This window comes from Clostridium sp. KNHs205 (assembly GCF_000702945.1).
Lineage (GTDB): Bacteria > Bacillota > Clostridia > Lachnospirales > Lachnospiraceae > Anaerocolumna.
The window spans coordinates 1,052,872-1,065,940 of sequence record NZ_JNLE01000003.1 but is presented as its reverse complement, the minus strand read 5'-3'; the positions used below and the strand labels follow the sequence as shown (position 1 = coordinate 1,065,940).

The following is a 13,069-nucleotide window of genomic DNA, read 5'->3' as shown; positions in this document are numbered from 1 at the left end:
CGTTAAAAATAATAAAAATTGATTTTCTTTTAACTCCTTATTACTATCCTTATACCAATTAAGCTTTCTCTTCGCACTTTGTAAATAACGGAATAAGGCCTGCTTCACAGTCAGCAGCCATAGAAAGAGCTTCTCTTTCTTTCCTTCATCTGCATTCAACTGTAAAACAAACCTTAAATTTACCTCACGAATCCTTCTGTTTTTATGAGCAAGGATTTTTTAACTATTCACTTATAATTATTTATTATTTCATTTATTATTTTTATTTATTAAATTTATTAGCAGTTATACTAAGACACATAAATCCTAAGAGGGTGGCAGGATTATCAGCTTAATGACAAGGGTAAGAAATAGTTCTATTTCATAACCTCTTTTCTGACTCTTTTCATAGTTTTCTCTTATACGTTTTATCAGTTCTTCTTCCGTATAGATTGCAAATTTGGATATATGGACTGTTTTCGCAGCCAGCTCCAAAAGACTTAAGTATAATTCATGATAGGTCCAGTTCTTTTGCAGTCTTAAGCTATTTGCAAGGTTCTGGCATACTCCTTCTAAAAAGCGTCTGGTATAAACCGCTGCATCTCCAAAGTCCAGTTTGTAATATTCCAAAAAAGCCATCTTCACTGCTTCATTTATATGAATGAGCCGCATTACTGCCTCTTCTTCCTTCAAACCAGCTTTGAGATAATAGATTTTTCCGCTTAAGCCTCTTATACTGCGCAAACCATCGAAATAGCCAAGATCTATATTTCTTCTGCTCTTCTCAGAATTAAACTCCAGCATGCCGCCCAGATTAATTCTGGGGGATATTTGTGTAATTGTAACATCCTCGGGAATTTTTACGCTTTTTAGAAGTCCCATTCCAAAGATTCTAATGATGATAATATCCTTATAATTCCTGTTAATAAGCATATCTACAGGAACATTATTGAACATACCACCATCCAGGTAGCGCTGCCCATTCAGCTTCTCTCTTTTAAAAGCCGGCAAAAGTGCACTGGCAAGGAGGTAATCTTTCAGATTCTCTTCTTCTATTTCCTGAGCTGTTATCTCAAGTTCCTTTAGCTTATCCACAAGAAAGGTTCCAAAGACGAATTCCATCCCCGACTGTTTTATCTTTTCCACATTTATGAACTTGTTGATTAATTCTTTTAACGGTGCCACATCGATACCCCGTTCTGTGATTACTCTGGTGGTATCTTTTGTAAGAGATTTTAAATCCAGATTTTTTATGTCCTTTTTCATCAGACACTGCATCTGTTTATCATTTACATTCATGATATCCGAATAGGTTAAATTCTTCCATAACTCTTCAGCGGCTTCATAATCCCCCATGCACATCAAGGCTCCATTTAGAGCTCCCACAGATACACCGGAGACACCTTTTATCTTAACTCCGCATTCTAAAAGAGCCTTCCAGACACCAATCTGGTAGGCTCCTTTTGCTCCGCCGCCTTCAAGAACAATTCCGTATTCCTTAGTTAAATCAAATTCTTTCGCCATACTTGCTCCCATTCAGGTTATTTGAATGCCATGGGTCTGCCTGGTTCATAATCCTAATACAGATTTGTTGATACAGCATGTTAATGAGCTGATTATCTATTATTGCTTTACTAATTATGTCTTTATTAATTATGTGTTTTAGTAATTACGTCATTTATTTATTATTTTCTGAATTGCTTTCAGCAACCGGTTCTCTATGAATATAGTTACTGATCAAATCCTGATTCAGAATCTCTTCTGAGGTCTTTTTGATGGTAATTGCCTTATTATAGTCCGCTTCATAAACAGATGCATCTACCGGCACATCTGTTCCAATCTTCCAGGCTCTGCTTCCGTCAAACACACCTTCTCTGGATATCTCGAACATGGTATCGTTGTGAATAAAGGAACCCTCAAAAAGATATGCTGTAAAAGCAACAAATCCATCCGTGGCATTACTTAAATCCTGCCCCAGGATGTAAGGCTGATTGAATTCCAGACCCATAATATTAGCAATTGTAGGAAGAAAATCAATTTGTCCTCCAGTCGTTGAAATCGTCTCTTTTACACCGCTTCCTGGTACATGAATCATTAGAGGGATTCTGAGCATCTCATCATAATCATAAGTTCTTCCCAGATAGTTTTCCATCATTTCTTTGTTATTATCCATGTTCAGGTTAAGACCATGGTGATCGCCATAAAGTGCAATTACAGTGTTATCATACAGTCCTGCATCTTTTAATTCCTGTAAGAACTCACCGAAGGCCTCATCAAAATAACGCACGGTCTTTAAATAGGAACCGAATTTAGTATCTTTATCTTCTTCTTTTAACTGTAAGGTTACATCTTTATCTTCTATGACAAAAGGATGATGGCTTGTTAAAGAAATTATAAAACTGAAAAAGGGCTTTTCTTCCTTAGACAGTATATCTGCTGCCTGCCGGAACATGGATTTATCCGATATACCAAGACCGATAATATCACTCTGATCCAGATCCTCCATGCTGTAGAAATTCTCAAAACCCTGGCCCGGGTATGCTGCTTCACGATTCCAGAACTCCCCCTTATAGCCGTGAATAGCAAGTGTATCATACCCCTTATCTCTCAGTAACCAAGGAAGTCCGTTAAAGGTATTATTCTGGTACAGTGTATAGCACTCTCTGTCTATTACGGGGTAAAGGCTGTTTAAGGTAGAGAATTCTGCATCCGCTGTATTACCTTTACCTATGTTCGTGTAATAACGGTCATAATATAAGGTATCCTGCTGCAAAAATGCATTGAGATTCGGTGTTATTACCTGCCCGTTGTACTGTGCACCAATTACGAAGTTCTGTAAAGCTTCTACCTGTAATACAATCAGGTTCTTGCCTTCTCCAATATTTTTGTATTTAAGTCCGCTAACCTGAGGAGTAACTTCCTTCACCGTATCCAGTACCTGTTCCTCAGGTACTTCCTCTGTAACAATATTATCTGCGATTGCATTATAGATATCGTTAACATGGTTAGAAAAGAACTCTACGCTGTTTACCTTATCAATGGTCTTACTGTCAAAAGGATTTACTACCAACAGTAAGAACAATCCTATAAAACTGATCGCAAGATATTTTAGCTCTCTCTTATAGCTCCAGCCGGTACGATTGCTGTCCTGTTTCAGGAGCTTTTTAAAATAGTAATAAATAAATGGTATATCAGCGAATAAAAGGAAGCTTGCAGGTATCAGTGTCGCTACAAAACTTTGAGGAACCGCTGCTACATTGGCTGCCTGCCACAATTGCTTAATGGAAACTGTCTGATTATAATAGTTGTAATACATCGTATCAGCAAACATCAAGAGACTTAACAAGCTGTATACAACCAGGAATATTATATTCTTCCTCTTTAGCCTGCTTCGTATAAAGCTTAGGAAAATCAATCCTAAGGCCATTACACTGACCAGTATAAAGGTAATATCAGATATATCCACGTTAATAAGCTGGTAATACACTACCAATTTGATTGCAAAGAATAATAAAATCATATAGGGAGACTTGATGATCTCCTTAATTTTTTCCACTTACATCCTCTCCTTAACAACAACTTTACGTATAATTTAACTCATTTAACTCTAATTTATAATAGCTCATTGCCAAATTTTTATCAAGGAGTGAATTCTTAAGTTTATCTTAACGATTTCAAAAATTTTACTCCTTATTTTTAATGCTCTCCAAAGGTACGGGTATATTTTCCGCATGCTCCGGTCTTGTATCCCCTCTTTTCACAGGTGCCAGATAACCGGCTGCATTTACTAATACTCTTTGAATATCCTTATTATAGTAGGTAGGGTATTCTTCGTGACCCGGACGGAAATAGAAGATCTTACCTCTTCCTCTGTTAAAGCAGCAGCCGCTTCTGCATACTTCCCCGCCTTCAAACCAGCTGATGAAAATCAGTTCATCGGGGTTTGGTATCTCAAACTGTTCCCCATACATTTCTTCTCTGGGAAGCTCTATATACTCTCCAATACCTTCTGTAATAGGATGTCCCGGTTCCACTACCCATAATCGTTCTTTCTCATCAGCAACTCTCCACTTTAAATTACAGGAGGTTCCCATTAAACGTCTGAAGATCTTGGAATGATGACCTGAATGCAATACCACAAGTCCCATACCGTTTAAGACTCTGTTCTGTACCTTTTCAACGATTTCATCACTTACTTCATTGTGTGCCATATGCCCCCACCAGAACAGAACATCCGTACTTTCAAGAACCTCATCTGTCAGTCCATGGAATTCCTCATCCAGAGTAGCCGTACGCACCTCAAAGTTCTCACCCTTAAAACAATCCGCCAAAACCTTATGGATTCCTTCCGGATAAATATCCTTAATCTTTCCTTCCATTTTCTCATGGCGGTATTCATTCCAAATTGTTACACGTATTTTATCACTCATGTTTACACCCATTGTATACCCCAGGCAAGCCTGTGATTCTGCCACTCGTAATAATATGTGAAAGAATTTACTGTGGCAGCCTTTCTTTTTTATTTTCTCTCACACCTAGTCTCTAGAGTTATCATTACTATGTTTACTAATAGATTTTATGTTTATTAATTTTATCTTTATTAATTCTATGTTTTCTAATTTTATGTTTTCTAATTATATCTTTTTAAGCAATTCAAGTATCAAAAGCTTTTCGTAATCAATCTTTTTAAGCACTAAACCTAATCCTACTTTATTCTTTTCTTATTAATCAGCATGTCAAAAGATCGCTTCCATACAATTTCAGGTGAAATGTACAAGGCAGAAGGAACGAATGTGCCTATGGAAATGTATTAAAAGTCCTTTTCTCTGAAGATTATGTGCTATAACCTCAAACAGATTGTCTGAGCGCAGCGAGTTATCTGTTTGAGGTTATGTCAAGCACAAAATCTTCAGAGAATTAGGACTTCTTATACATTGAAATTGAAGCATGAGTTCCTTCTGTCTTGTGCAGTTCGCCGTCCCCTTGTAAAAACCCTCACTTTTGACATTCAAATCATATATTATCTAATAACCCTAGTATTACCTTTATCCAAGAAATAACCATACTATTCCTTTACTTTCTTGTCAATCAGTTTTCCGTAATTAATTACAAAATTGAAGAATAAAGAATACATAACCCGACACACAAAACTGCCCCGCTTCCATCAACCGGACAGAGGCAGGGCAGTTAGTCCATATTACTGTTTATCGGATACTACTTCCGTAATGGATTTTGCAAGGCCTGCAATACCCTGAATCTCGGAAGGAATAATAATCTTAGTAGCCTTTCCGTCAGCTGCCTTTTGGAAAGCCTCAAGGCTCTTAATCTGAAGAACTGCCATGCTGGGATTCGCTTCGTTTAAGAAACGGATACCGTCAGCATTTGCTTTCTGAACGGTAAGAATAGCTTCTGCTTGACCCTCTGCTTCTCTTATAGTAGCCTCCTTCTGCGCTTCTGCATGAAGAATTGCTGATGCCTTATCTGCTTCTGCTTCCAGAATGGTTGACTGTTTCTTACCTTCTGCTACAAGAATTTGTGAAGTCTTCTCACCTTCTGCACGAAGGATAGCTTCTCTTCGCTCACGCTCTGCCTTCATCTGTTTCTCCATGGCATCCTGAATAGCTGCTGGAGGAATGATGTTCTTTAATTCTACACGATTTACCTTGATTCCCCAAGGGTCCGTCGCTACGTCTAAGGAAATTCTCATTTTTGTATTGATGATTTCTCTGGAAGTAAGCGTCTGATCCAGCTCCAGATCACCAATTATATTACGAAGAGTTGTAGCTGTCAGGTTCTCAATTGCAAGAATAGGACGTTCCACGCCGTACGCAAACAGTTTTGGATCTGTAATCTGGAAGAAAACTACTGTATCAATCTTCATGGTTACGTTGTCCTTGGTGATAACGGGCTGAGGAGCAAAATCAACTACCTGTTCCTTTAAAATAACTTTCTTTGCTACCTTGTCAATGAAAGGTACCATAAAATGGATACCCACATTCCAGGTTGCCTGATATCCGCCCAAACGTTCTACTACATAGGAATGAGCCTGGGGAACAATTCGAACACAGGACGCTACTACTAATAATAATAAAACTACAAGAATAATTAATGCATATGGCACTTTAAACACCCTCTCTTTCTTCCTCTACGATTAATTTCACACCGGAGATTTCTCTTACTATGACTTTTTTTCCTACCTGGATGATCGTATCATCGCTGGATCTTGCTGTCCATTCCAGTCCATTAAGCAGCACAACACCGGTGCTGTTAAAATTGTCGATTTTCTCAAGGACTTTACCGGAACTTCCCTCCAAGGCCTCATAGTTGGTCTTTTCACGCTTATTATTGAAATATTTCATTGCAATAGGTCTTGTAAAGTACAGTAAGACTAAAGATACTGCAACGAATACACCAACCTCTAAAATCAGATTATCTGTGAACAGGGATAGCAGGAATGCGGCTAATGCACCTCCGGCAAACCATATGGATGTCAATCCCAGTGTTATGATTTCGATAATCAGAAGTATTGTCAGAGCAACGAGCCAATAAATTGAGTCCACGGAATATTACCCCCTTCCGTAAATTTGATAATTACATTTTACTTCATAAATGAAGAAATAACAATATCTGTATGACATCTTTTAGCTTTCTATAAGAAATCTAATCAACCTTTAATCTTTCCCTGCCTTTTCTGACGGTAGATCTCATACATAAGGATAGAAGCAGCAACACCGGCATTTAAGGACTCCACCTTTCCCTCCATGGGAATAATGATATTACTGTTTGAAAGCCTTGCTGCCTCTTCACTGAGCCCTCTGGCTTCATTTCCGACTAGAATAGCAGTCTTCTCTGGATAAGAAATCGTATCATATTCTGATGCCGCCTTCAAATGTGCAGCATATATGGAAATACCCGCAGCTTTTATTACCCTTAAGGTTTCCAGGAAATCCTCTGAATATACTATGGGCATTCGGTAAATGGCACCCATTGTCGACCGGATTACCTTCGGATTATAGAGATCAACTGAAGCCTGGCTTAAGATAATTCCTGTAACGCCTGCTCCTTCTGCTGTCCTTATTATAGTACCAAGATTTCCCGGGTCACGTATATCCTCCAAAAGCACCAAATTTATGTCATATTTACGGATAAGCTCTTCTATGGAATATTCCTGTTTTCTTACAATCGCTAATATCCCCTGGGGCGACAAAGTATCACTGGCAGCTTTCATTACCTGCTCTGTCACTATCTCATATGAAGTGCCGATAAAATAATCCGGCTGCAGGCTGATCTTTTCCTCATACAGCTTCTCGGATATATAGGCTTTCATAAGATGTCCACCTGCTTTTGCTTCCTCAAACATCTTTATGCCTTCCACAACAAAAGCTTTCTGCTCCTGGCGTTCCTTAGGCTTAGTCTGTAGCTGTATAAGATTTTTTATCTGTGGATTTGATGTACTGCTAATCATGGTTTCTCCTGTCTTCTCTGCTTCTTAAATTGCCTCATATATTTCTATAATGGGAAAATTATTGTACGCTAACATATTATAACTCTTTTATTCTAACTTAACATCAGCTATACTGCAAGAGTCCGGGCTCTTTTTATACTCAATGATTAATTTTCTCTATTCTCTCAAATAGCAGATCGCTATCCGGAAGTTTCAGTCCGGCAGGCACCACCTGAAGCTTCCAGTCTTTACTGATTTTCAGCCATTTCGATACTTTTTCAGATGAAAAGGGCAGAAAGGGAGCAAATAGCACCGCAAGATTTGCTATCAGCTGAACACAGTTATACAGAGTATCTTCACAGCTATTTATATCAGTTGTTCTGGTAGTCCAGGGGGTTCTCCTATCAAAGAACTTATTAGACCCTCTAACAAGTTCTAAAATACTCTCAAGAGCTTCTTTTATGGATCCTCGCTCAAGAAGTGCTCCGGCTTTATCATAAGTGTCCGCTATTGCGGTCTTAATCTCTAAGTCCAGGCTCCCATTGGTAACAGTACTATCAAAGTATTTATGCAAAAATACAAGCGTCCGGTTTACAAAGTTACCATATGCTCCTACCAGTTCGGTATTATTGCTTTTTATAAATTCATGAAAGGTAAAATCCGTATCCCGCTTCTCCGGACCATTTGCAATTAGAAAATATCGAAGGGCATCAGGATTATAACTCTCATAAATATCTTTTACCCAGATAGCATGATTACGGCTGGTGGAGATTTTAGTTCCCTCCAACGTCAGGTATTCATTGGATATAATATCATCCGGCAGATGATACCCTTCTCCTTCTGCAATCAGAAGTGCCGGAAGGATAAGGGTATGAAAGGGGATATTGTCTTTGGCATGCACATAATAATGCCTTGCTCCTTCTCCCCATAGTTCCTTAAAATCCACATCACGTTTTTCTGCAACTTCTTTGCTCATTGAAAGGTATCCCAGCACATTTTCTGCCCAGATATAAATCCGCTTCTGTTCATATCCGTCAAAAGGAACATCTATTCCCCATTTTAAATCCCTTGTAAGTGCCCTGTCCTTAAGACCTTCTGCCAGATACCTATTTGTTAAAGAAATTGCATTTTTTCTCCAACCCGGATGACTGTCCACTAAACTTTGTAACTCTGTTTGCAGTCCTATAAGGTCAAGATACAGATGTTTGCTTTCTCTTAGCACAGGTGTATCCCCGCAAATAAGACACTTCGGTTCAAGAAGCTGCTCCGTGTCCAGAACAGTACCACAGATCTCACATTGATCACCTCTTGCCAGACCTCCACAATAGGGGCAGGTTCCTTCCACATATCTGTCAGGCAGGAATTCACCGCAGTGATTACAATAACTTTGGGGAAGTGCTTTTTCAAACACATACTTGGAGTTATAAAGCTTTTTATGAAAGTCTTTCACAAATTCCTTGTGGGCTTTCTGTGTTGTTTTCCCATAATAATCATAGGAGAAACCAAGCTTTGTAAAACACTTTGTAAATTCTTTATGATACTCTTCGCTTACAGCCCCCGGTGTCTTGCCCTCTTTATTTGCCCTGATCGTAACTGGTGTACCGTGGCAATCACTGCCGGACACATAGTATACATCATTTCCAATAGCTCTATGATATCTTGCTAATACATCTCCTGGAAGTAATCCTGCTATATGTCCGATATGGAGAGAACCATTGGCGTAAGGCCAGGCTCCTCCGATTAATATTTTCTGTTTCATATTACAACCTCACTTTTTTTATTTGATTTGTCTCGCGAAAGATATAACAGTATCTTTATTACAACTAACATGCTACAATTCTTTATAAAATTATTAACTTGTAGGTTCACAAACTAGAGTTCCTATCTTACAAATTCTTATAACTCACTAGTATTTTTCAAATAAAAAAGACCCTCACCCCCGAAAAATTATTTTCGAGGACGAGAGCCATAGTTAAGCTTCGCGATACCACCTCAAATTTACCCATATTTCACAATAAGGGCCTTGTCAGCTGCGGATATAAAATGGTATATCGACAGCCCGGCACGGTAACGGGTGCACCCGTCGCAGCCTATGCAATAATACTCTTATGCAGTCGGTACGCAGTTCCAAGATCATTTTCAGAAACAGCTTAAACATCCCCTCTCACCAAATGAGGATTCTCTGTGGTTCTCCTTGTTTCTTACTCTTCTTTTCATAACCTTTTTTGATGTAAGATTTAGGTTATTATAAATCAGTAAATTCCAGTTGTCAAATCAAAAATTCTTTATTCCTGGTATCTTATCCGCTCCACCAGTGAAGCTTTTTTGAGATTTCTGCTTAACAGATAGGATAATGTGATCTGCAGAACAGCTATGGCAGCAACCATTAATCCCATTTCCATCACGGGAAAATGATATTCATATAATCCAAACCAGGAATTTTCTTTTCCATAGCGAAATAACAGATAACCGGCCGGCGTACCAACCGCTAATGCTATAAATACTGTTCCTGCCGTAAATAGCAGCCCTTCCATTTGGAGCATCTTGTTAAGCTGACGGTTTGTCATGCCCACTGCCTGTAAGATACCAAGTTCCTGCCGCCTTGTAATAATACGGGTAATGATAGTATTCGCCATATTTAAAAAGCCTATAAGGCCCATGACTCCCAGAAATGTGTAAGCCATAAATTTTATCATTTCGGTAGCAATCTGTGATGCTTTTAATTCCTTGGCATAAGAAGTTAAAGTAATCTTGTCTGTATTTTCCAGGAGTTTTTCAAGCTCCTCTTTCACATTTCCTTCCGCTTTCTTATCACAGTCAATCCAGAGGTACCCGTTAGTTTCCCCTGAAACCTTCAGTTTTTCATAAGTATCTTCAGTAATGACCCAATCCGTATCCATGTTTGAGAAAGAACCGGCAAGGTGAAAGATATGCCTGCCACTCTTCTCACCAGAGCTACCTTCGGCAATTTCCATTGATATATCCTGCCCCACATAATAACCATAATCCTCCATAAAATTAGCCCAGCCATAATATATGAGGTTTTCTAAAGAAGCTTTGTCATAGTTGAAGTCACCGGTAGTGGTGCTGTATTTGCTGAACCTTGTAAAGTCTTCTTTGTTTAATACCATTACATCTGCCATGCTTTCTTCTTCGCTGTTTCCCTTTTCTTTATGAACAGCGAGAAGCTTTCTTACCTTTACCTCCGTGACACCAGATATGGCTTTGATTCTTTCTATTAATTCACTATTAAGTGGATTATTCTTAAGGATTCTATCCAGATTATTCTCTGGATATGCTTTGTCATTTAAGGAGTAATCCAGGCTGAGATAAAACCTACCATACTCTACCTCTTTTCTGGCATTGTATTCATCGTTTATATTTCCCGCAAGACCTGCAATTCCCACAAAAAGAACACAGGAAAGTCCCATTGTGCAGATAGTTGATATATTATTCTTAAGACTTCCCTTTAGACCCGCCAGGGTAATACCAATCAGGTGAATAGAGCTCCTTCCTTTTCGGAGACCTTTATCCTTTCCCTTACTTTCCTGATAAACGATAGCTTCTATGGGCGAAAGAACGGAAACGGTTCTTATAGGTTTTCTTAGAGCAAGCCAGACCGTTGTCAATGCAAGTATTGCTACCAGCAGCAATAGCGGAAGTGAAAAGATTGAAACTTTTGTCATTTCCACATCACCCCTTACGGCATTTCCCTGTTTCATCAATAAATCAAAGAAAATAACAGACACCAAATATCCAAAACCTAAGCCTAAGGGAACTCCAATGGCTCCTAAGAGCATTCCTTCTCGGATAACAATTTCTTTCAGCTGTTTTTTCGTAGCTCCCAAAGCTTTTAATTTACCATATTCCTGAAGTTTTTGTACCAACCCAACCTGATAAATATTATAGATGACTACAATGGAGAAAAGAATGACAATAAATCCAAGAAAAGTCACTCCCCATATGGTTTCCGTTCCAGGGTCCAATGCAGCTATAAGGAAATAGACATTTGGCATTATATACTCTTCCTTCAATCCATATTCAGCCCCTAGTTCCTCTATTTTAGCTTTTGCGGTATCATAATTTAATTTCATGGATTTATTCAATGCGAAATACGCGTGAAACTGCCGGTTACTCTTAGAGATTGCTGCTTCAAAGAAACCTTGTGAGATAAAAGCAGTCATAGTGCTGTTATTGATGTCTGTATTGCTTTCTTTCATTAAACCGCTGATTCGAAAGTTCTTCTTTTCATATTTACTATTCAGATCCGGCCGGAAAGATACCTGAATAACCTCGCCTACCCTGGGTTCTGTAATCCCAAGCTTTCGAAAGAATTCCGGCTTGGCAGTTATATCCGTTTCTTGAAGAGGATAGGTACCTTCTTCTAACTGCCGGTCCATATTGGTAAGATTTCTTGCTGTTTCATCTGCAAAAAACAGGCTTAGTTTATCCTTGTTTTCAATTACACCCGCATATGACATCAATCCAATTTCGGCAAACTCATTTCGAAGTCTCATATCTTCTGTTTGTTCATAGGACAAACCTCTGAATACGCCATAGTAGCTTCCATATAAGTTCACTGCATTTACCCGATTGGATTTGACTATACCATAACCCCAGGTAAGGATAACCGTAAGAAGAAGCGTCGTAAGAAATACTGAAATTATTATCAGGATACTTCGGGTTTTATTTCTTCTGTTGTTGTTAATTGCTATATTGGTTAAGGTGCTCATCTTTCCCTGATACCTCCGTCCTCCATGACCAGTATGCGATCGGCGATTTGAGCGATTTCCTCATCATGAGTTATCATAACCAGGGTCTGACCATATTTTACGGCAGACATTTTCAGCAGGCCTATGACTTCCTCCCCTGTTCTGGAGTCAAGATTCCCTGTAGGTTCATCTGCTAAAATGATGTCAGGTTTTACTGACAATGCCCTGGCTATAGCCACTCTCTGCTGCTGTCCTCCGGACAGGGTATAGGGCAGGTTGTGAATCTTACTGTCAATACCCAGTGTAGCTATAATATCCTTTATAAACTCTTTATCAAACTGTCTGTTGTCGAGTCCTATGGGCAAGACGACGTTTTCCCAAATGTTAATGGAAGAGATCAGATTATAGGCCTGAAAAACAAATCCAATCTTTCTTCTTCTGAAAACAGTAAGTTCCTCCTCTTTCAAACCAAAGATATCCTTACCGTTTATTAAAACTTTCCCCCTTGTGGGTGTGTCGAGTCCCCCAAGCATATGTAACAGGGTACTCTTTCCTGAACCTGACTTTCCTAATATAGTTACAAACTCTCCCTGCTTTATGGCAATGGAAGCATTGTGAACTGCTTTTACCACATTTTCTCCCTTACCGTAATACTTACATAAATCTTTACTTTCCAAGACCGTATTCATTTATAATAACCCCTTTCTCATTTTTACCTTAGAGCCTTTACATTCCATATGAACCTACCTGAATCAATACTATGTTATATTATATATTTCAGCAATAGCCTCTGCCTGTAAGATTACCAGTCAAAGTAGTTATATAATGGAATCTTAGGTATCTTACTGTCATAACTGATATTATTACTGTGCTGCCACAACAAAGTTTATACTTAATCATTGAATTATACTATATTCCTAACTATAACAGCCTT

The 13,069-nt window shown here is 38.7% G+C and carries 9 protein-coding genes and 1 other annotated feature; all 9 genes read right to left on the bottom strand.

All coding sequences use genetic code 11. The features are described from left to right. Positions 1 to 306: 306 nt before the first annotated feature. Complete coding sequence (locus BR73_RS0104685; protein ID WP_033164582.1) at positions 307 to 1,503, bottom strand: patatin-like phospholipase family protein; 1,197 nt, start codon at positions 1,501 to 1,503, stop codon at positions 307 to 309. Between the two features lie 154 nt (positions 1,504 to 1,657). Then, a complete protein-coding gene (locus tag BR73_RS27110; RefSeq protein WP_051684966.1) occupies positions 1,658 to 3,535 on the bottom strand; it encodes an LTA synthase family protein in 1,878 nt (625 codons plus the stop codon). A 127-nt stretch (positions 3,536 to 3,662) separates the two neighbouring features. Then, positions 3,663 to 4,409: a ThuA domain-containing protein gene (locus BR73_RS0104675; protein WP_033167089.1), complete on the bottom strand. Its 747-nt coding sequence runs from the start codon at positions 4,407 to 4,409 to the stop codon at positions 3,663 to 3,665. A 767-nt stretch (positions 4,410 to 5,176) separates the two neighbouring features. Continuing rightward, positions 5,177 to 6,100, bottom strand: a complete 924-nt coding sequence (locus BR73_RS0104670; RefSeq protein ID WP_033164581.1) for an SPFH domain-containing protein — start codon at positions 6,098 to 6,100, stop codon at positions 5,177 to 5,179. Position 6,101: 1 nt separating this feature from the next. Next, complete coding sequence (locus BR73_RS0104665) at positions 6,102 to 6,539, bottom strand: NfeD family protein (RefSeq protein WP_033164580.1); 438 nt, start codon at positions 6,537 to 6,539, stop codon at positions 6,102 to 6,104. A 104-nt stretch (positions 6,540 to 6,643) separates the two neighbouring features. Then, positions 6,644 to 7,444, bottom strand: coding sequence for an RNA methyltransferase (locus tag BR73_RS0104660; RefSeq protein ID WP_033164579.1), 801 nt, complete (start codon positions 7,442 to 7,444; stop codon positions 6,644 to 6,646). A gap of 139 nt (positions 7,445 to 7,583) precedes the next feature. After that, a complete protein-coding gene (gene metG / locus BR73_RS0104655) occupies positions 7,584 to 9,182 on the bottom strand; it encodes a methionine--tRNA ligase (RefSeq protein WP_033164578.1) in 1,599 nt (532 codons plus the stop codon). 193 nt (positions 9,183 to 9,375) lie between these two features. After that, positions 9,376 to 9,649, bottom strand: a binding site (T-box leader). A gap of 59 nt (positions 9,650 to 9,708) precedes the next feature. Beyond that, a complete protein-coding gene (locus BR73_RS0104650) occupies positions 9,709 to 12,156 on the bottom strand; it encodes an ABC transporter permease (protein WP_033164577.1) in 2,448 nt (815 codons plus the stop codon). Beyond that, on the bottom strand, positions 12,153 to 12,824 hold the full coding sequence (locus BR73_RS0104645) for an ABC transporter ATP-binding protein (RefSeq protein WP_033164576.1): 672 nt from the start codon (positions 12,822 to 12,824) through the stop codon (positions 12,153 to 12,155). Before BR73_RS0104645 ends, BR73_RS0104650 begins: the two co-directional genes overlap by 4 nt. Positions 12,825 to 13,069: the final 245 nt, after the last annotated feature.